Source organism: Breoghania sp. L-A4 (genome assembly GCF_003432385.1).
Taxonomy (GTDB): Bacteria; Pseudomonadota; Alphaproteobacteria; order Rhizobiales; family Stappiaceae; genus Breoghania.
The window spans coordinates 1,934,040-1,952,589 of record NZ_CP031841.1 but is presented as its reverse complement, the minus strand read 5'-3'; the positions used below and the strand labels follow the sequence as shown (position 1 = coordinate 1,952,589).

General features: G+C 64.3%; 26 protein-coding genes and 3 pseudogenes. 9 read left to right on the top strand and 20 right to left on the bottom strand.

What is annotated here, in order from left to right; all coding sequences use genetic code 11:
- Positions 1-494 precede the first annotated feature (494 nt).
- Genes D1F64_RS09115 through D1F64_RS23250 form a run of 3 tightly spaced genes read right to left on the bottom strand, consistent with a single transcriptional unit; the run spans position 495 to position 2,641 of the window.
- Complete coding sequence (locus D1F64_RS09115; RefSeq protein WP_117412185.1) at positions 495-1,433, bottom strand: phage tail tube protein; 939 nt, start codon at positions 1,431-1,433, stop codon at positions 495-497.
- Between the two features lie 24 nt (positions 1,434-1,457).
- Positions 1,458-1,877, bottom strand: coding sequence for an acyl-CoA transferase (locus D1F64_RS09110; protein WP_117412184.1), 420 nt, complete (start codon positions 1,875-1,877; stop codon positions 1,458-1,460).
- A gap of 2 nt (positions 1,878-1,879) precedes the next feature.
- Entirely contained in the window at positions 1,880-2,641 is a 762-nt protein-coding gene (locus tag D1F64_RS23250; RefSeq protein WP_162901438.1) for a hypothetical protein, read from the bottom strand.
- 132 nt (positions 2,642-2,773) lie between these two features.
- On the opposite strand from D1F64_RS23250, the gene D1F64_RS09105 reads away from it, so the two are divergent.
- Entirely contained in the window at positions 2,774-2,977 is a 204-nt protein-coding gene (locus D1F64_RS09105) for a hypothetical protein (protein ID WP_117412183.1), read from the top strand.
- A gap of 145 nt (positions 2,978-3,122) precedes the next feature.
- Here the strand turns inward: D1F64_RS09105 and D1F64_RS23245 are convergent, their stop codons facing one another.
- From D1F64_RS23245 to D1F64_RS24430, 9 genes are all read right to left on the bottom strand, one after another.
- A complete protein-coding gene (locus D1F64_RS23245; protein ID WP_162901437.1) occupies positions 3,123-3,353 on the bottom strand; it encodes a hypothetical protein in 231 nt (76 codons plus the stop codon).
- A complete protein-coding gene (locus tag D1F64_RS09100) occupies positions 3,343-3,663 on the bottom strand; it encodes a hypothetical protein (RefSeq protein ID WP_117412182.1) in 321 nt (106 codons plus the stop codon). The genes D1F64_RS23245 and D1F64_RS09100 overlap by 11 nt, the downstream gene beginning before the upstream one ends.
- 115 nt (positions 3,664-3,778) lie before the next feature.
- On the bottom strand, positions 3,779-4,411 hold the full coding sequence (locus D1F64_RS09095; protein ID WP_117412181.1) for a DUF6441 family protein: 633 nt from the start codon (positions 4,409-4,411) through the stop codon (positions 3,779-3,781).
- Positions 4,408-4,719: a hypothetical protein gene (locus tag D1F64_RS09090; RefSeq protein WP_117412180.1), complete on the bottom strand. Its 312-nt coding sequence runs from the start codon at positions 4,717-4,719 to the stop codon at positions 4,408-4,410. Before D1F64_RS09090 ends, D1F64_RS09095 begins: the two co-directional genes overlap by 4 nt.
- A complete protein-coding gene (locus D1F64_RS09085; RefSeq protein ID WP_117412179.1) occupies positions 4,719-5,054 on the bottom strand; it encodes a DUF2190 family protein in 336 nt (111 codons plus the stop codon). The genes D1F64_RS09090 and D1F64_RS09085 overlap by 1 nt, the downstream gene beginning before the upstream one ends.
- 77 nt (positions 5,055-5,131) lie before the next feature.
- Positions 5,132-5,515, bottom strand: coding sequence for a hypothetical protein (locus D1F64_RS09080; RefSeq protein ID WP_205470707.1), 384 nt, complete (start codon positions 5,513-5,515; stop codon positions 5,132-5,134).
- The gene (locus D1F64_RS09075) at positions 5,464-6,768 is read right to left on the bottom strand and encodes a phage terminase large subunit family protein (protein ID WP_248304689.1); all 1,305 of its coding nucleotides are present in this window, start codon (positions 6,766-6,768) and stop codon (positions 5,464-5,466) included. Before D1F64_RS09075 ends, D1F64_RS09080 begins: the two co-directional genes overlap by 52 nt.
- 28 nt (positions 6,769-6,796) lie before the next feature.
- The gene (locus tag D1F64_RS24435; protein WP_248304688.1) at positions 6,797-7,162 is read right to left on the bottom strand and encodes a hypothetical protein; all 366 of its coding nucleotides are present in this window, start codon (positions 7,160-7,162) and stop codon (positions 6,797-6,799) included.
- Between the two features lie 17 nt (positions 7,163-7,179).
- On the bottom strand, positions 7,180-7,392 hold the full coding sequence (locus D1F64_RS24430) for a hypothetical protein (protein WP_248304687.1): 213 nt from the start codon (positions 7,390-7,392) through the stop codon (positions 7,180-7,182).
- Between the two features lie 113 nt (positions 7,393-7,505).
- Between D1F64_RS24430 and D1F64_RS09065 the strand changes: the two genes are divergently transcribed.
- Positions 7,506-7,730, top strand: coding sequence for a hypothetical protein (locus D1F64_RS09065; RefSeq protein ID WP_117412178.1), 225 nt, complete (start codon positions 7,506-7,508; stop codon positions 7,728-7,730).
- A gap of 90 nt (positions 7,731-7,820) precedes the next feature.
- On the top strand, positions 7,821-8,393 hold the full coding sequence (locus D1F64_RS09060; protein WP_117412177.1) for a DUF3489 domain-containing protein: 573 nt from the start codon (positions 7,821-7,823) through the stop codon (positions 8,391-8,393).
- Positions 8,394-9,281: 888 nt separating this feature from the next.
- Here D1F64_RS09060 and D1F64_RS09055 read toward each other — a convergent pair.
- The 7 genes and pseudogenes from D1F64_RS09055 to D1F64_RS09030 all read right to left on the bottom strand — a co-directional run bounded on the left by D1F64_RS09055 (position 9,282) and on the right by D1F64_RS09030 (position 13,627).
- Positions 9,282-9,557, bottom strand: coding sequence for a hypothetical protein (locus D1F64_RS09055; RefSeq protein WP_117412176.1), 276 nt, complete (start codon positions 9,555-9,557; stop codon positions 9,282-9,284).
- Positions 9,554-9,913 (bottom strand): hypothetical protein, encoded by a 360-nt coding sequence (locus tag D1F64_RS24425; RefSeq protein WP_248304686.1) that lies wholly within the window; start codon positions 9,911-9,913, stop codon positions 9,554-9,556. Before D1F64_RS24425 ends, D1F64_RS09055 begins: the two co-directional genes overlap by 4 nt.
- Positions 9,914-10,142: 229 nt before the next feature.
- A pseudogene (locus D1F64_RS24420) lies at positions 10,143-10,214 on the bottom strand (hypothetical protein); the annotation flags it as partial.
- A 563-nt stretch (positions 10,215-10,777) separates the two neighbouring features.
- Positions 10,778-12,112, bottom strand: coding sequence for a ParB N-terminal domain-containing protein (locus D1F64_RS09045; protein ID WP_117412175.1), 1,335 nt, complete (start codon positions 12,110-12,112; stop codon positions 10,778-10,780).
- Between the two features lie 417 nt (positions 12,113-12,529).
- A complete protein-coding gene (locus tag D1F64_RS09040; protein ID WP_248304685.1) occupies positions 12,530-12,790 on the bottom strand; it encodes a DUF6362 family protein in 261 nt (86 codons plus the stop codon).
- A 113-nt stretch (positions 12,791-12,903) separates the two neighbouring features.
- On the bottom strand, positions 12,904-13,098 hold the full coding sequence (locus D1F64_RS09035; protein WP_117412174.1) for a hypothetical protein: 195 nt from the start codon (positions 13,096-13,098) through the stop codon (positions 12,904-12,906).
- Between the two features lies 1 nt (position 13,099).
- A complete protein-coding gene (locus D1F64_RS09030) occupies positions 13,100-13,627 on the bottom strand; it encodes a hypothetical protein (protein ID WP_248304684.1) in 528 nt (175 codons plus the stop codon).
- 592 nt (positions 13,628-14,219) lie between these two features.
- Here D1F64_RS09030 and D1F64_RS09015 point away from each other — a divergent pair.
- Both D1F64_RS09015 and D1F64_RS09010 read left to right on the top strand, forming a co-directional pair.
- A complete protein-coding gene (locus tag D1F64_RS09015; RefSeq protein ID WP_117412171.1) occupies positions 14,220-14,675 on the top strand; it encodes a DUF2924 domain-containing protein in 456 nt (151 codons plus the stop codon).
- Positions 14,672-15,190, top strand: a pseudogene (locus tag D1F64_RS09010) (recombinase family protein); the annotation flags it as partial. The gene D1F64_RS09015 and the pseudogene D1F64_RS09010, both read left to right, overlap by 4 nt.
- 5 nt (positions 15,191-15,195) lie before the next feature.
- On the opposite strand, the pseudogene D1F64_RS09005 reads toward D1F64_RS09010, so the two are convergent.
- A pseudogene (locus tag D1F64_RS09005) lies at positions 15,196-15,965 on the bottom strand (IS5 family transposase).
- Positions 15,966-15,989: 24 nt separating this feature from the next.
- Here D1F64_RS09005 and D1F64_RS24415 point away from each other — a divergent pair.
- The 4 genes from D1F64_RS24415 to dndC all read left to right on the top strand — a co-directional run bounded on the left by D1F64_RS24415 (position 15,990) and on the right by dndC (position 18,544).
- Positions 15,990-16,391: a recombinase family protein gene (locus tag D1F64_RS24415; protein ID WP_248304683.1), complete on the top strand. Its 402-nt coding sequence runs from the start codon at positions 15,990-15,992 to the stop codon at positions 16,389-16,391.
- A 5-nt stretch (positions 16,392-16,396) separates the two neighbouring features.
- Positions 16,397-16,840 carry a zinc ribbon domain-containing protein gene (locus D1F64_RS24410; protein WP_248304682.1) on the top strand — a complete coding sequence of 148 codons (444 nt, stop codon included), beginning with the start codon at positions 16,397-16,399 and terminating at the stop codon, positions 16,838-16,840.
- The gene (locus tag D1F64_RS24405; protein WP_117412169.1) at positions 16,837-17,193 is read left to right on the top strand and encodes a hypothetical protein; all 357 of its coding nucleotides are present in this window, start codon (positions 16,837-16,839) and stop codon (positions 17,191-17,193) included. Before D1F64_RS24410 ends, D1F64_RS24405 begins: the two co-directional genes overlap by 4 nt.
- Before the next feature lie 196 nt (positions 17,194-17,389).
- Positions 17,390-18,544, top strand: coding sequence for a DNA phosphorothioation system sulfurtransferase DndC (dndC, locus tag D1F64_RS08990; RefSeq protein WP_117412168.1), 1,155 nt, complete (start codon positions 17,390-17,392; stop codon positions 18,542-18,544).
- Positions 18,545-18,550: the final 6 nt, after the last annotated feature.

Below are 18,550 nucleotides of genomic sequence, written 5' to 3'. Positions count from 1 at the left end.
GCCGCCGAGACGGCCGACGAGATCCCAGACCTGCCAACCTTCCGGAGTTTCCGGACGGTTCAGCCGCGCCGGGCAGTCCGGGCACGCTTGCGTGCAGGCTTCGCAGTATCGGTCGCCCCCACCGAAGGACCATTCGGCGAGAGCGCGGAGGCGTTTTTTCCTGCTCCAGCAGCAGGCCCTTCGAGACATAGGTCAGATGGAAGGCCTCGAAGATCGGCCAGACGTCGAGCAGCGCGTCGATGGCCTCGGGGCTCGGATCGATGGGCTTGCCGTCGGCGTCGCCGATGCCCTCCCAGGCGAGCACGGCCCGTCGCGCCAGCGCTTTCGCGAAGGCGACGGCGCGCTCCTCGTCGGGCGTCTCATCGGGCACCGCCTCGACGGCCGGATCGCTGCGGGTCGCCACCATCAGCGCGGTGGTCAGCGGGCGGAGCTGCACCCGGACGCCTGGGGGAGGTCATGCCAGCGTGGCGCGTTCGTCAGGTCGAGCGTGAGCATCAATACGTCTCCACGTCATTCACGAGGGTTGCAGTGCACATCCGGCCGACCAAGCTGTCGCGCGCGGCCTGCCAGTCGAAGGTCGCCTGCACGCCCTGCGGCCCGGAGATCTCGATGCGCGGGCGCGGCAGGTAGACGGCGTGCACGGTGAGGGTAAAGCTCTCGCCCGAGGGCAGGACGTAGGCGAACTCCATCTCGCAGGCCTCGCCGTTGATCGCCTGCGTCACCAGCGTCTGGTCGGCGAAGCGGACCTCGATCCGGCCGGTCAGCGCGGCGATGGACGGGTCCGCCCCGTCGATGCGCCCGTCCGAGCGGATGGTCTCGATCCGGTCGAGGTTGTTGGCATAGGTGATCTCGGCCGAGACCACGTTGCCGAGCGCGGTACCGTTGCGGGTGATCGCGCCGTTGAAGTGCCCGAAGCGCTTCAGTTCCAGCGCGGCGGGTGTTCCAGCGCTGGTCGTCGTGCCGACCGTCTCGCCCTGCGCCACCAACCGCGCCGTTGCCGTCAGCAGGCCCGAGCGCTGCATCTGCCAGGTGATCTGGTCGAGCACGCAGCCGGAATACATCGCATAGCGCAGCACCTCGGGCATGCCGGTCTCGATCGACATGCTGGGCAGCGTCCAGGACCCGGACTGGAACTCGTGCGTCCAGGGGCCGGTGCCTGTGGTGGTCGGCGCGCCGAAGGCCGCCTTCAGCCAGAAGCCGAAGGCCTCGGCGTCGAGCGGCACCACGACGTCGCCGTCGGCCGTGACCGCATCCTTGATCGGCGCCAGCGGATCGCGGCCGTACCCCAGCAGCTCCGAGTTCAGCAGCGGCTGCTCTGCGCCGAGCGAGGTGCTGGCGAAAGGCATGCGGGTGAAGCCGCTGGCGGGCGGCGTTCCATAGGTCGTCTCAAACGCAAGCGCCATCAGCGCCCGCGCCCCCTGGGCTCGTGCCATTGTTTTCTCCTCGGGTTGTCGGGATCAGCCGAGCGGATCGGCCGTGGAATAGTGCAGCACGACCGGGATCACGGCGGCCTTCAGGCTGGCCGCGCCCTCGACCGGCAGATCGACCGGGCGCGGCGCTTCCGCCTCGACCCAGTCGCAGAGCCCGCCCAGCGTGCGGTCGGCGGCGAGTGCCGTGCCGATGCTGGCGGTCAGCGTGTCGAAGGCAGCGTCACGGTCACCGCCCTGTACGACCGCCTCGATCTCGACGCGGTGCTGGTAGTGGTAGGCCAGCGGCGACAGTGTCACCTCGGGCTCGCCCGGCTCGCCGTCGCGCAGGATCAGCAGGCCATCTTTGGGCACGCGCTCGGGCAGCACGACGCCGCGCAGGGCGGTGGCGGGCAACGCCGAAAGCCGCGCGTGCAGCGCGGTGAGGATGGTTTCACGGAGGGTGGGCATATCTAGGCCTTAAAGCGAACGGCCTGCGGTGCTTGAGATGGCACCTGAACGGAGAGACTGAAACTGTGTATGCTTGCGATCTTGAACATCGCGGGTCCTGCACCGAAAAAAGTTTCCACAACTGTCGGGTCGTCGGCGTTTTTGACGCTCACTGATTGAAGATCGCCACTCTCCGAAACCAGCAGCGTCCGGTCAGAATATCGTACCACCGAGCCGTACGGCCGCCACATCTGGTCCCGAGCGTTGGTCCTTCGCCAAGCAAAGTGGAATGCCAGAGGAATGGTTTGGTCGGCGTTCACACTTAGTTCGAAAGCAGCATAAACGCCTGATACAACAGATGGAGTATGTTCGCGGACCTCAACCGTCCAGGATCTTCCATAGAAGCAGTTAGCCACTTCATTGGAGGGCCAATGAACACCGGGCAAGAAAATCGCGTCAAAGGGCGCAAGATCGGTTCGTCGAGATGGATTTATTTGGATACGTAGCCGTTCTTTGGCGAACTGATGTTCTATGAAATCTTGGTCCAAGGGAAGCAATGTCACCGGATCGATATCCAAAGCTCCGCAGATTCCAAACAAGTCGTCGACCCGCGACGGAATTCCGTTATTCAGCCACCGATAGATTGTGTTTCGATCGCGTGCATTCCCACGGCACTGCCGCTTTTCCTTGACGCGTTCCCCCCACGCCACCGCAAAGTCATCCACTGAACCAAAACGACCCTCGATTAAGGACTTCAGAAGTTCGGGGTTAATGGGAACTGGCAACCTTTACACCTCGAGTCTCAATTTCTTTGATCCTACTGAGATACGAGATTCTTCTTTTTTATGCATCCTTGGAGTGCGGGGGTTCAAGCGAAAAATCGATCAGGGTTCCAGTAAAGGGAAAGGACCGGAACGATGACGAAGAAGACCAGCTACCACTCCACCAACGGCAACTTCACCGGTAAGACCGTCACCGAAAGCAGCGGTGGCCACACCAAGTCCACGAGCTACAAGGCCACAGGAAGCGGCCTTTCGCGGACGATCATGGGGCCCGGGTGGAAGGCGACCTCCACCACTACGACGGATCCCAAGGGCAATACGCGCACGACCAAGTACTGACCGTGCAGCCAGCGTAAAGTGGGGAGCCGCCGAGACGCGGCTCCCTATCTGTTTCTGATGACTCTCAAGACCGCTCTTTTTGGGGCGGCAGGCTTTGAACATCTGGCCGGAGTCATCTCATTGTCTCTGATGAGATGGATCCACGTTAGGCAGTCGTCTCATGTCCGATCTGGCTCAGGTTTTCATTCATTTCGTCCAGCCAATCCCAGAAATCATTCAATGCCTCGCTTTCGGGATCAATCGACAAAAGCATCCCGTCCTGAGCTGAGGTTTCTTGAACAATCTCATAAAATATCAGGCCGTTAAGGATAGTTTTCCGCTCTTCAATCGTCGAGGAAACAGCGAAAGACCTCTTGGCGACAAAGTCATAATCCATGGGGCCGTATTTTTTTTATCGCGATGATCGACTCGATCATCTGTATCTTCTTTTGGATCTCCTCTGCCCGCTCCTTCAAGACCCCCAGCAGGTCCCAGAAGATCCGTAGAACGCCACCGACGATCATGCCACCTGCAAGAACGGCGGCTCCGCCGACGAGACCCGCAACGAAATCACTACCGGCCTTCTCAATACTTTTGCCGTGTCTGTCGGCGGCGTCCCTATACCTGTCACTGCTTTCGCCCATTCGATCGGACAAGTCGTCGAGGTTCTCAGCCAGCGCCTCCAATATCTCTTTCCGCGTCGGCAAAGCGATTCTCCACGTTGAAACAGCATCGCGAGAATACCATCGATCTGGCGATGCGCCTGCAGGTCAGACAATGCTTCGTTGTCAACCAGATAGCGTTTGTGAAGGCTGGGGCGGGTCACGCAACGTAACCCTCCACCCAATTCGCCACGATCATCCCCGGTATACCATCCACTGCGCGCTCCGCATCCCGCGCCAGGTCCAGCCGTTTCGGCAGCTTGACCTGCGGCACCAGCAGGAAGATCGGCGCGGTGACCCTTCCGCGCCCGGTCTTCGAGCGGGACACCACGGCCTGGCCCTTCGTGTTCAGCCGGCCCTCGGCTACCAGCAGGCTCGGGCCAGTGCGGCGATAGACAAACCGCAGGCGCAGGCCGCGCCGCCGCTCCCATTCGCCGGGCGTGATCCGGCCGCCGCGCAGGGATTTGCCTGCGGCGGGCAGCGGGATCGCCAGCCAGAACCCGTCCTTCGAGCGGATCAGCGGTCCCGTGTCGTGCGCGCCGACGATGACCGGAGCCTTGGACCAGACCAGCGCCGCCGCATCCAGGCTCTCGCCCGACTTCGGGAAGTTCTGGCTGCGGATCGAGTTGGCCAGCCGTGTGCCGAGCCCCGCGCCGGTGATCTGCAACCGCCACGCCGTCTTCAGCCCGGTCCCGGCCTCGCGCATGGCGGCCGTCACCGCGCGTTCGCCCGCCGCGACCTCCGCCGCCATCATCGCGACGATGTCGGAATCGATGTCGAGCTTCAGTTTCACGCGGCCCTCAGATCGACAGCCCAGACCAGCCGCTCGCGGTCGCGAACGGGCTCGCCCTGGATCAGGAAGGCATCGCCGTCGATCTCGAGGCGGTCGCCGGGACGCGGGTTCGCCACCTCGGCCACGCGCAAGTCGATCCGCGTGGTTTCGGACCAGAGCCGCGCATCGCCGAAGTCGGAGACGACATCCGCGCGCCGAGCGACGGCACGCACCAGAACGGGCGCGCCGCCATCAGCGATGTAGACCGCGTCCCGGCCGATGTTCGGATTGGCGAAGAGCGCACTGAGCGCGGCGGCGAAGGCGCTCATCAGAACGTCGCGTTCAGGCGCACCCGGCCGATGGTGTCGCCCGCGCCGCTCGCCACCGCCTCGACGGCCACGCCGATCAGCGTGTTGTCAGTCGCGACCGTAGTGCAGCGCTTGTTGGTGTCGTCCCAATAAACCTTGGCGCCGACGGTCCAGGCCTGGGAGCCGACCTTGGTGATGTCGAAGACGCCGACGAGCGCGGTCTCGACGGGCTCGGCGATGGCGGCGTCCCCGGCGGCGATGCCGAAGATGGAACCGACGAGCAGGCCATCGCCCGAGGCGACGGCATAGGGCGCTGTCAGGGTGATGGTGTTGCCGGGCTGGACGTAGGTTTTCATGGGGGTGATCCTCGTGGAAAGACGAAGGGCGGCCCGTCAGGACCGCCCGCATGTCAGGGTTCAGCATGGGGTGCGGGTTACGCGCCCGGGTTCTTGTAGAGGCCGCGCCAGTCGATGGCCTTGGCGCCGAAGTCGAGGCGGCACTTGATCTCGACGCCGTCGACGTCGAAGCCGTTGCGGGTCTCGATGTAGGCGCCCTGCTGACCCTCGAGATAGGCGTACTCGATGGTGTCGATCTGGTTCGGACTGGCCGCCAGGTACCAGGCAGTCTCGCTGGCGGCGTCGAGCCGGGGCTCGCTGATCGGCGCCAGCGTCCGGATCGACTGCGGCACGACGCTGGACGTCGCGGCGGGCACGAGGTTCTGCGCGACCAGCTGTTCGGCCTTCAGCTCCAGCGAGGCGGGCACGATCAGGAAGGCGGGGCGGAGGTTCGATCCAGCAGCGCGGTCAGTTCCGACCACGCGTCGTGCCGGTCGGGGCCGCCCTCGATGACGACGTGATCGACGAGCCAGCTTTCCAGACCACGGCCCCATGCCCAGACATCGACTTCGATCCGGTCCTTCTGCACGTCGGCCCCGGCCGTCAGGAACAGCCCACCCGCAGGCACGGTGCCGGATGTCGAGCGCTCACGCCGGTCGTAGAGCCGCTGCCAGTCGGGGGCTTCCCCGGTTTCGACCCATGTCTCGCCGAGGATCGTGTTGCGAAACGCCTTGATCGCCTCGTCCGAACCTTGAGCCGCGTCCCATGCCCGCACGATCCGCTCCCAGCTGAGCCAGCCGATCGGCGAATAGAGCGCCGAGAGGTGATACCCGACCGTGGTCGGATCGGCGGCCACGGCGGTCGCCCGCCATTCGCCGCCCTCCAGCATCGCCGTCTTGCGGTGTTCCGCGATGGGCGTGTCGCAGCCCTCGCAGTGATATTCCGCAGTCTCCGGGCGGCCCTTCTGCCAGCGCAGCCGGTCGAATTTCAGCCACTGCATCGCCCCGCAATGCGGGCACGGCACGAAGAACCGCCGCTGGTCGGACGCCTCGTATTCCCGCTCGATGCGCGACAGCCCCCGGATGGTGGGCGTCGAGACCAGCAGCACCTTGCGCCGGTGGGCGAAGGTCAGTGACCTGGCCTCGGCCAGCGTCACCGGGTCGCCTTCCTCGTCGGCCGAGGCCGGATAGGCATCGACCTCGTCGAGAAAGATGTACCGCGCCGGAGTGGACCGCAGCCCGACCGCCGAGTTCGCGCCCGTCATGATCAGGATGCCGCCCGCGAATTCCTTCGACAGCATTGTGTTGCCCGCGTCGCGGGACCGGGCCGGTTTGACCCGCTCCCGGAGTTCCGGGCTTTCGTCGATCAGCGGGTCGATCCGCTGGCGCGAGTTGCGCTTGGCCAGTTCGACAGTCGGCTGGACCGCCAGCATCGGGCCCGGCGCCTGGTGGATCGCGAACCCGATCCAGTTGTTCCCCGCCTCGGTCGCGCCGACCTGCGCGGCCTTCATGAACACGATCCGCTGCGTGGGATCGCCGGGCGAGAGCCGGTCCATGATCTCGCGCATGTAGGGCGTGCGCACCGTGCGATACCGGCCGGGCTCGGCCGAGGCGCGGCCCGACAGCATCCGGTGCCGGTCCGCCCATTCCGAGACGGTCAGGTCCGGGTCGGGCCGGAGCCCGTTGCCCCAGGCGCGCAGGATCTCGCCCGCGCCATCGAAGCTTGCCCCTAACAACGATCCGGGGTCCGTCAGTGCGTCATCATCACCGGAAGTCGGGCCGGACCTCGGCGAGTTCGTCGAGGTGGGCGCGTACATGACTCGAAAGGACCTTCTGCATCGCGGCTGGCTCCACGGTGATTTGCTGGCCCGTCGCGTCGCTGCACGAGGCCGAGAGCTCGGCCGCCATCAGCGCCGCGGCGCGCGCAGGCCAGTTCACCCACGTGTCCCGTTCCTCCCGCGCCAGCCGGAACACCAGCGCCAGCGCGCGGGCCCGCTCGATCAACTCCCCCTTCAGCTTCTGGAGCCGGATGCGCCGTTCCTGCGCCTTCAGCACCTCGTTCGCGGTCTTCGCCTGCAGGAACGTGGTGCCGCCGCCGATGGCGGGGACCGCCAGACCCTGTTCGCGCAAAGTATCGCCGACGGCCGCTACCGCCGCCTCGGGACGGGTTTCAGCTTCGGCGCGGGCGGCTTTCTCGTCTTCGACGGGTCCGTCGTCTCGGCCCGTCTGGCGTCGCTGGCGGCCGCGTTGATGCTGCCGTCGGGATAGAGGACCAGCCGCTCGGCCGTCTTCGCCTTCTGGATCGCACCGCGCGACAGCCCGACATGCGCGGCGTACTGGCGCTCGCTCATGCCCTGCATCGGCGGCTCCGATTATCATTCTAAATCATGTGCTTATCGAGTTGATAAGCGTCGCCACCGGAGCGAACGTCACTCCAACGCAACGATGCAACTCGACCCAAGGAGCCACCCCGATGACCCGCCGCGCGACCGACATCACGAAAGCCCTCGACGCCTTCATCGCCGCGAAGACCGAGATCGACGCGATGCTGGAGCGGCTCGCCGCCCTCAGCGCGGACCATTTCGAGACCAGCCCCGACGAGATCAACTGGGGCCATGTCGGCACCCTGAACCACTACCGCACCAAGTTGCGCGAGATCACCGACATGGCCTTCAGCGAAGGCGAACACGCCGAGTGAGACGACCCGCTCCCGGTCCCGCCCGCCGACTGGCGGGCTCGACCTCGTAGAAGGGCCCGCATCCTGCGCGCCCCGATACGGGAGACGACGATGTCCAAGCTTTCCGATACCCAAGCCCTGATCCTGAGCGCCGCCGCACAGCGCGAGGACCGCATCGCCCTGCCGCTGCCCGAGAGCCTGCGCGGCGGCGCTGCCGCCAAGGTGGTCGGCGCGATGCTCGCGAAGGGCTTCCTGCAGGAGGTCGACGCGGACATGCGCAAGGGCGAACCCGTCTGGCGCGAGACCGGAGACGGCCACGGCGTCACACTGGTCGCCACCGACGCTGGCCTCGCCGCCATCGGCATCGAGCCCGAGGACGCGAACACCGCGCCTGCGGGCGCGACGGACGCGCCGACAGAGAAGCCCGCGCCGGACACCCCCACCGGACCCGAAGCCACGCCCAAGGCGCGCACGCCGCGCGAGGGCACCAAGCAGGCCACGCTGATCGCCATGCTGCGCGCACCGGACGGCGCGACCATCGAGGAGATCATGGCCGCGACGGGCTGGCAGTCGCACACGGTGCGCGGCGCGATGGCCGGGGCCCTGAAGAAGAAGCTCGGGCTCGAAGTAACCTCCGAGAAGGTCGAGGGCCGAGGGCGGGTCTACAGCCTGCCGCGCGACTGACGCGCACGCCGAAAGTCGAGCTCGATACCGCCGTCCATCTGGGCGGCGGTTTCTCATCATCGCGCAAACCCAGACAAATTCGCCCTGCCGCTACATTTGGTTCAACAAACTTGAAACGAGGGTGGCGCATTCTCCCCGCGCAGTTCCATCGCTTTGCTCAGTGAATACTCCAACTATTTCGACCATTCCGTTCAAAAGATTCACTGTATTCAACATCGGCCCACCCGAGAGGCCGCGTGGTATAGAATTGAATATCGCTTCGCTTGTTTTGGACTCCACGTTGTGCCGCTTCGGGTAGAGAAGACCGACCATGCCGCTTTCATCCCCGACACTTTTGTTGCTGTAGACCCACGGCTTGGGCTGCAGAACACCCCATCCCTTTTGAAATCGCGCGAGAGAAACCCACCGATAGTGATTACGTTCGCCGTCTCGTTGGCGGCAGTTACAGCGGGTGGCGGCAAGAGTTGGCGAAATTTAAATTCATCGGCGTAGAACGCAGCTAGATCTCGATCTTTAGCCTCAGATAGAGATCTGGGACCGTCACCGACGTAGACCCACCTTCCGTCAATATGAAATGCTTTCTCAGCGGGCTCCTCGTCGAAGTTGTGGCCACGAAGTACGTGCCGCGCGGTCACAAGGACCGGACGCGACTTGTGGTCTATCAAGATCCCCGTGCCCACTTGGACTGGGGCCTCGGGATTCAGGTGATGTGAGGCATAAATCGCCACTAGGCTCGGCAGGACACGGGTCGCAAATGAAGATTCGACATCAACCATGAGACCTTGGACGCGCTCAGCATCACGATCTCCTTCGTCCAAGTTATCAATTGATGGCACCCTGGGCGTCCTTGCTACGAGAATTCAGCTGCATGCTGTGCATACCTCAAAACTAGGACCGAGGGCCAAGGTGATCCAGGTTCTTAAGCCCCTTCTTCGGAAAGACAACCAGCGACCGATAGTGGATCGCCTCGAACAGGCGCCGCAGGACGTAGGACCGCGCTATGCTCACCACGGTGAACACCGCACCCATCTTCAGGTTCTGGGCCAGCGTCGTGTGCAGCCCGAAGACCGGGAAGATAAGGATCTGCGTGACCACGGCGACGCCGTAGCCGACGATCACGTTGGCGACGGACTCGAGCAGCGACATGGCGCGCGATTGCTTCATGCCGTCACCTCATCCATCGGCCAGCAGTTCAGCCGCGAGAGTTCGCAGCGCATGCGCCGCAACCAGGGGGACCACGCCGTTGCCACAGAGGCGAAGCCGGTCCACCCGGTGGGCCAGCCCATCAGCGCCTCGACGAACAGCGGGTTCAAGGGCCGGCGCGGCTCCGAGGTATCGCTCCCAGCCATCGGCGTCACCAGGACCTGGCGGCCAAGCAGGCCGTTCACCGGTGTGTTCGCCAATGTCGTCGTCCCATCCTTGTGATCGCGCGCTGTCGGCGTCATCCACATACGGCTGGCGTGGCTCAGATCGGCCGTCTTGCGGTTGCCTGCGCTCGGTTTGCAGCCGTCGTTCGCCATCGGCGTCGGCCAGAGCGCGGCCGTCGTCGCGAGGTTCATCCCGTGCTGGCCCGCTGTCTGCGACGGCGTCGGCTTCGTCTGCCTGTTCTCGTTGGCGCTGGCTCGCGGCGTCGGCCAAAGCCGCAGCAGTTCCGTCCGGTTCCCGCCACTCGACCGGGTGCCAGAGCAGGCGCGCGGGGTCGGCCAGTTCGTGTCCCTCGCGGATGGCGAGGATGAAGAGCCGCTCGCGCTTGTGGGGCGCACCGACTTCCGCCGCCGTAAAGAGGCCTGCCGCAAGCTTGTAGCCCATGCCGACCAGTCCGCCGGCGACTTCGGGGAAGCCGAGGCGGAGATGATGGGCGACGTTCTCGAGGAAGACGAAGGGCCACTATTTTACGTTAGGTAAATTACTCGGTCTGTGGCAACTTTAGATTGTGCATTGGCGATAGGAGGCCCACATGAAAGCACTTTTTTTTACCGCGTTTGCAGTTGGCGCATTTTCGTCCGTAGTGAGTTCGCAAGTAATTGCGCAAGAATCCCATTCCTTTAACCTACGAGTTGAATGCAGAAAGCCAGCTGATGGCCGTGGCTGCACTGCGGATGGAATCGTTTGCGCCAACGCGCCTGAGGGAAGCTATTTTGCGGCAGGACAGTCCGTTAGCGGCCAGATCGCTAGCATCAACTCGCCTAGAACTCACTGGTGCCGGGAGGCGAGCACAAGTGCTCAGGGCGTTCCAATCGGTGGGCTCCTAGCACCTACATCGATGTGTGCCAGTCTTCACGCTGAAAGCGGCGGCGGATATGATCAAATCGGGCAGGTCTTCTACATCGACTGTTCGTACACCACGACTGTCTATCCAATCCCATCACAGTAGCAGACTGCTTCTAGAGTCCTAGTTCCTTTTCCCGCGCGGCCGGGTTCTCGCCCAGCCGCTCGGCTCTCACTTGCGCGAAGGTCCGACCGTCGCCGTCGAGGATCGCGTCGCGGCCGGTCGCGGCCTGCCAGCGCTCAACGGCGACATCGACATAGGCGGGGCTGATTTCCATCGCGAAGACGCGGCGGCCATTGGCCTCGCCCGCCATGATCTGCGAGCCGGAGCCCGAGAACGGCTCGTAGCAGAGGCCACCGCGGGCGACGTGCTGGCGCATCGGGATGCCGAAGGCGTCGAGCGGCTTGGGCGTCGGATGGTCGGGGCGCTCGTCTTTGGCGAAGGACGGCATCTCCCAGGTCGAGGGCAGCGTCTGATCGGCCACCTTCGGCGGGCGGTTCGGACGCCGCCAGCCCATGAAACAGGGCTCATGCTTCCAGAGGTAATGGGAGCGGGTCAGAACCCCGCGGTCCTTCACCCAGATGATCTGCTGGTGCACGAAGGCGCCTGCCTTTTCCCAGCAGGCTTCCAGCATCGCCTGGCGACGCGAGGCGTGCCAGCAATACCAGGCGGCGTCCTCGGCGATGGCCTCGGCCACGGCCGCAGCGATGAAGCCGTCGTAGAGCTCCGCGCCCTGCGAACTGTCGTCCCAGGTCGTACCGTAGGACGCCGACCAATCCTTGTTCCGGGTCGGGTGGTTCGAGCCGTCATAGTCCACAAGATAAGGCGGGTCGGTCGCGAACAGGATCGCGCGCTCGCCATTCATCAGGCGACGCACATCGTCGTGGCTGGTCGAGTCCCCGCAGAGCAGCCGGTGGTCGCCGAGGATCCACAGATCGCCGGTGCGCGAGGCCGGATTCCGCGGCGGCTCGGGGATGGTCACCGGCGGCACGGAGCCCCCGGCGCCACCTTCTTGCCCGTCCACCTCCGGCACGAAGGCCAGCAGCTTGTCGAGTTCGCCGTCGGAGAAGCCGACCAGCGACAGGTCGAAATCCTCGGCCAGCAGGTCATTCAGTTCCGCCGACAGCAGCGCCTCGTCCCAGGTGCTGAGCTCGGTCAGCTTGTTGTCCGCGATGCGGTAAGCCCGCCGCTGCGCCTCGGTCAGATGCCCCAGCACGATCACTGGCGCCTCGGCCAGACCGAGCTGCGTCGCGGCCAGCACTCTCCCGTGCCCGGCGATCAGCTCGCCGTCCTCGGCAACCAGGCAGGGAACCGTCCAGCCGAACTCCGCCATGCTGGCGGCGATCTTCGCGACCTGGTCCGCGCCATGCGCCTTCGCGTTCTTCGCGTAGGGCTGAAGCTTGGCCAGCGGCCACATCTCGATCGTGTCCGGGGCGAAGCTCAGCGTCATGGGCGGGTGGTTCCCGATGTTCAGGTGGATGCTGGCCGGACTCCGGACACCGGATGCCGCGCCGGACTCCACGCGGGGTCCAGCGGCGTCAGGGCTATCCAGCCCGAAGGCCAGCGTTCATTGGGGTTTGCGCGGGGCTCGGGTGGATCCGGCTTCCGGGTGGCTTCCCAAAAATCCGGCCCTGTCGCTGGCGATGTCCCGCGCTTCGCCCGCCAGCATACGAATATCGCCAGGAAGGAACCGGAAACTGCCGTGGGCTGGACCCCGGCCGGACCCCCGCTGGATACCGGGGTCCAGCAGGCCCCCGTCAACGCAAAGGGGAGAGCGGGCTTTCCAGCGCACTCTCCCCATCTTGCCTTCGGAATAGCACGATCATGTTGCAGATGTCGAAGGAAAAAGTGTTGCAACACATTGGAGTCACTGTGCATTCAGGCGCGCAGCGATCTTGGTCAGCGCCAGCTGCCAACGCCGCCATGCGGTCGTGCGGTCGCAACCGAGTTCTCCGCTAATCTGCTTCCACGGCACGCGGGCCGCGCGAGACCAGACCAGTTTGCGCTCCGCCTCCTCGATCCAGAGCACCCAGTCGAAGGTCTGCTCGAGCCGGGTGATCGCGGCGGCCGAGGGCCAGACCCGCATCGGCTGCGGTTCCATCGCCGCGATCTCGCGGCTGGTGTGCAAGATGTCGGGCCAGGTGTTGAAGTAGCCCTGGCGCCTTCACTGGCGGCAGTTTGCGCGGGGTGCGGAACGCCTCCTCGAAATGATCGGCGACACAGTCGGCGGTCCATTCACGATCAGCCATGATGCGCCTCCCTGTCGGAAGGGCGCGGGCCGTAGAGCTTCTCGCCCAGCTGGCGGACCAGTTCACGCTCGGGCCAGATGAGGCGGTCGTCATCGGCGGAGACCGCGAGGACGCCCTGTTCCCGCCAGTCCTCGCGCTTGACCTGCTCGGGATCGCGGCGCCGACCGCCGTAGCCATGGGGTGCCATCTCATGCGACACCTCCGTTCGTCTCGATCGCCCCGAGCAGGATGGCGATGGCGTCGGCCTCGTTGTCGTCGGCCGGGCTGAAGCCGCGGGCACGGACGGCGGCGACCATCGTGGCCTTGTCGGCGTTGCCCTTGCCTGCGGCATGACGCTTGATCGTGCCGACCGGGACGCCCTCGTAGGGCACGCCGCGCAGCTCGGCCCATGCGGTCAGCGTGGCCATGAGCCCGCCGTAGATGTGGCTCGCGTCGGTGCCCGCGTGGCGGCGGACTTCCTCGAACCAGATCGCGGCGACAGGACCGGACAGCCGGTCGATCTCGGTTAGCCAGTTGGTGAAACGGAGGTAGCGCATACCACCGCCGTCGAAGCGGCCGGGGCGCAGCGAGACGGTGCCGCTGGTGATCTGGCCGTCATGGGCGCGGATCAGCCTCTCGAAAGCCTTGCTCTCAAGAAATCCAGACAGCAGTTCCGGCTCTGCATCGTCGAATAGCCGAGAAAGATTGGGGCAAGTTCTGGCCGGGGCGCGTACCATATAAATCTCCGGAAATGCTGATTTGGACTATAGATCGCGATTGCGGGGCCGTGCTCGGCGCTTGACACCGCGATGTCGTCTCTGGGGACTGCGGTGACTATCACCTCCCTCCCGGGCCGAGAGAATCGCTGGGGCAAGAGCCACGCGCGCATCCTCGATCAGCGCCAGGACAAGGGGACTGATCGGAGTTGCTTTACGCGCCATGATCTTACCTCAACGAACTACTGCTCTTGCTTGATTCAACCTGCGATAATCATGGACAAATCCGTGATCGGCAAGCCCTGATGTTCTCTTCCTGTTCGCATTTCCTGATCCCGCTTTCATGAGATGTCCCATCCCGGGTGGCCGGGTGGCTTTTGTTCGGTATCCACCACCGAACACGGCCACGAGACATGAAACGTCCCAATCCGCTCCCACCTGACCAGCTGCCCGCCGCCGAGCGTCGCGCCGAGCTGTGCCGCTTGCTGGCGCTCGGGCTGGTTCGGTTGCGGATGCGGGATGGGGGCGAAGTATCTGACGATACTGGAGAACGTTGCCTACACTATCCGCCCGACCAATGCCGTCATGCAACTCCAACTCACCGGAGAAATGCATGAACAAGCCCGATCCCATCCCCGCGCGCCTGGCCGCGCTCAAGACCACGCCGACGCCCGATCTGAAGCAACAGTGGCGCGACCTGTTCGACAGCGAGCCGCCGCCGTTCAACCGGCGCTTTCTCGAAAGCCGCATCGCCTATCGTATCCAGGAACTGGCCTATGGCGGACTGAAACCGGAGACGGTCCGGCGCCTGGAGCGGCTCGGTGAGGAACTGGACGGCGGCGACCGATCCAAGCGCGGCATCCGCGCCGACCGTGACCGCCCGATCACTGGCACGCGCCTCCTGCGAGAATGGCAGGGTGTCGAGCAGGTGGTCACCGTCACCGCCGATGGCTTCGAATGGCAGGGGCGGCCCTACAAGTCGCTGTCCGCCATCGCGCGGGCCATCACCGGGACGCGCTGGAACGGCTGGGTCTTCTTCGGGCTCAAGAACCACAGGGGGCGGACATGACGAAGCCGCCGGAGAAATCGAAGGTCGTCCGCAAGCTGCGCTGTGCCGTCTACACCCGGAAGTCCAGTGAGGAAGGGCTGGAGCAGGAGTTCAACTCGCTCCACGCCCAGCGCGAGGCCTGCGAGGCGTACATCGCCAGCCAGCGGTCCGAGGGATGGGTGCTGGTCCGCGATCAGTATGACGACGGTGGCATTTCGGGCGGTACGCTGGAACGCCCCGGCCTGAAGCGGTTGCTGGAGGATATCGAGGACGGGCTGGTCGACGTGGTCGTCGTCTACAAGATCGACCGTCTCAGTCGTTCGCTCGCCGATTTCGCCAAGCTGGTCGAGGTGTTCGACCGGAACGGGGTGACCTTCGTCTCGGTGACGCAGTCGTTCAACACGACGACTTCCATGGGTCGGCTGACGCTGAACATCCTGCTGTCGTTCGCGCAGTTCGAGCGCGAGGTGACGGCCGAACGCATCCGCGACAAGGTCGCCGCGAGCCGCAGAAAGGGCATGTGGATGGGCGGCGTCCCGCCCTAGGTGACCGACTCATAAGTTCGCAGCCATATGCGGATTGAAGCGAGTTGGACTGACGCGAGAAAATTGGCGTCGCGCTTGTCGTATCGTGTGGCAATGGCCCTGAAGTGTTTGAGTTTGCTAAAGAAACGCTCGACGGCGTTGCGTTGCCGATAAACCCAGGGGCTGAAGGGGAAGGTTTTGACGCGGTTCGGCATGGCGCGGATGTTGGCCCATGCGCCCCGCGCGGCCATTTCGGCGCGCAAGGCATCGCTGTCATAGGCGCGGTCGGCGAGCAGGATGTGACCGGCCTTGAGCGTTTCGAACATGTCGGCGGCCGAGCGTCCGTCGTGGGCCTGGCCTTCGGTCAGCTTGAGGCGGATCGGCCGGCCCTCGGCGTCGACGAGCGCATGGATCTTGGTGGTCAGTCCGCCGCGCGAGCGACCCATGCAACGGGATCGCTCCTCTTTTTTTGGCCGTTGGCGGCGTGCTGGTGAACGCGGATCGATGACGAGTCGATCATCTGCACGTCACCGTCGTAAGCATTTGATACCGCTTCAAGAATGCGTGCCCAATGGCCAGCCTTGCGCCAGCGGTTGAAGCGGTTGACGCAGGTCGTGTACGGGCCATAGCGCGCCGGAATGTCGGCCCAAGGCGCTCCCGTGCGCAGCCGCCAGAAGATGCCGTTCAGCACCTTGCGGTCATCGGCGCGCGGGACCCCACGCACCTTTGTCGGCAGAAGCGGCTGTATCACAGACCACTCGAAATCCGTCAGATCGAAGCGAGCCATCCTGACCTCCATTGATGATGGTCAGTGAATCAGAACTCTCGCGCCAAGGGAATCCCGTTTTATGAGTATGTGACCTACGGCTACCGCGTCGAGAACCGGAAGCTGGTCATCGACGATGAGCGCGCCGAGCATGTCCGCTGGGTCTTCGCCCCCTTCCTCGAGATCGGATCCTGCACGGAACTGGCGCGGAAGGTCGGCGCGCGCGGTATCCGCACGCCGCGCGGCAACCGGATCGACAAGAAGTACCTCTACCGGATGCTGAACAATCGCGCCTACATCGGCGAAGCGGTCCACAAGGGCGACAGCTATCCCGGCGAGCACGCGGCCATCATCGACCGCGAGACGTGGGACAAGGTCCACGTCATTCTGCAAGAGAGCCCCGAAAGCGCGCCGCCCGCACCCGCGCCGACACGCCCGCGCTGCTGAAAGGGTTGCTGTTCGGCCCGGACGGTGCCGCGTTCTCGCCGACGCATACCCGGAAGGGTGGGAAACTCTACCGCTATTACGTCAGCCAGACGGTATTGAAGCATGGCGCAGGGTCGTGTCCGGTCGGACGCGTTCCTGCGGGCGAGATCGAAGCCGCCGTCATCAACCAGTTCCGCGTCGTGTTCCGCCAGCCCGAGATCGTGGCGGGGACTTGGAAGGCGGCCCGGGCGCAAGACGGCGACATCACCGAGGCCGACGCCCGCGCCGCCCTGCAACAGCTTGACCCGCTGTGGGACGAACTCTTTCCCGCCGAGCAGGCGCGCATCGTGGCGCTGCTGATCGAGAGAGTCGATATCGGCGCCGAGGGGCTCGACATTCGGCTGCGGGTGGATGGCCTCCACGGCCTCGCGCGCGAGTTGCCGGCCGGCGACATGGGCGCGGCAGCATGACCCGCGCGACGCCGATCCCCGAGACGGTGACACTCCATGTCCCGTTCCGTGTCGTGAAGCGCGGCGGGCGCAAGGAGATGCAGCTGTCTGAGGACTCGCCTCAAAAGCGCAAGACCGACAACACGCTGATCAAGGCGCTGGCCCGCGCATTTCGCTGGAAACGCATGCTGGAATCCGGCGAGTTCACGAACATCGCCGAGCTTGCCGAGCGCGAAGGGATCGCCTCCTCCTACATGACCCGCGTCCTGCAGCTAACTCTGCTCGCGCCCGACATCGTCGAGGCAATCCTGGACGGGCGACAGGGGCCGGAGGTGACGCTGGCGCGGTTGCTGGAGCCGGTTCCGGTGGAGTGATCGGAACAACCATCAAGCTTGCTTACTCGGCGCCCTTGACGCCCACACGGGCCGCACAAGCGTCATTCTCGGCCGCCCAGCACAGAATCGGCTCGGCTCTGGCGACATCTCCAATTTACAGTGGGTCGCGGAGACTGCTACACAAGACACAGATAAAGCGAGTGAATCGCGCCTACACAAGGGGGACAGTAGTTTGATGGACGGCGCTGAAGCACTCGCCATTGAAGATGAGAGCGCAGCGCTCTTTGATGCTATTCAGGCAGAACTACTCGATGAGTATCGCCAAGATCACGATTGGCCTTGGATCATCGGCTATTCCGGGGGCAAGGATAGCACACTGGTCACGCATCTCGTGTTCGAGATGCTTTTGTCCCTTCCACCTTCGCAGCGCACGCGTCCGGTGCACGTAGTGGCCAACGACACTCTGGTCGAAAGCCCTCTTGTCGTCCAGCACATCATCGAAAGCATGGAAGAGATCGAAGGAGCGGCCAGCGCGTTCAGGCTTCCGGTCATCACCAAGATCACGCGGCCTTCGCCGGACCAGTCCTTCTGGGTAAACCTGATTGGCCGGGGCTATCCTTCCCCGAATCGCTCGTTCCGCTGGTGTACAGATCGGATGAAAATCCTTCCCACCAGCCGGTACATCAAGAGCCAGGTTGACCAAGCCGGAAAGGTTGTTCTCCTGCTCGGGGTGCGCCGATCAGAGAGCGCGACGCGCGCCGCCTCGGTAGGGCGCTATGACAATGGAGAGCGCCTGAACAAGCACAACGATCTTGTTGGCTGCATGGTCTTTCGACCCATTGTCGAACTGCATACCGATGATGTCTGGGAGTTTCTGGCCCTTAACGAACCGCCTTGGGGCGGTTCGCATCTCAAGCTTATCGGTCTCTATCGCAATGCAAGCGGTGGGGAGTGCCCGGTCGTCACCTCCAAGGATGATGCACCGTCCTGCGGTACGACGTCCTCGCGCTTTGGCTGCTGGACCTGCACGGTTGTGGAGAAAGACCGGAGCCTTGAGGGCTTCGTAGAGTCCGGTTACGCCGAATTCACGCCCCTTCTGGACTTCCGGGACTGGCTGGTTTCGATCCGCAACGAGAAGGAGCGCCGCCAAGCCCGGCGACGTGACGGCCGCATCACGATTACGGATGGCGGAACGTTTATCCCTGGCCCCTTTACCCTCCAGACCCGCGCTGAGGTTTTCGAACGGCTCCGCGGCTTGGAGGAGGAGACTGGACAAAGCTTGATCACAGAGGAAGAAGTTGATCTCATCCACCAGATTTGGTCCGAAGAGATCGCGGGCCACAGCAAGTCGAGGACAATGAGTGTCCGTGAAATCGTGAAGGACAAGTAGATGCCG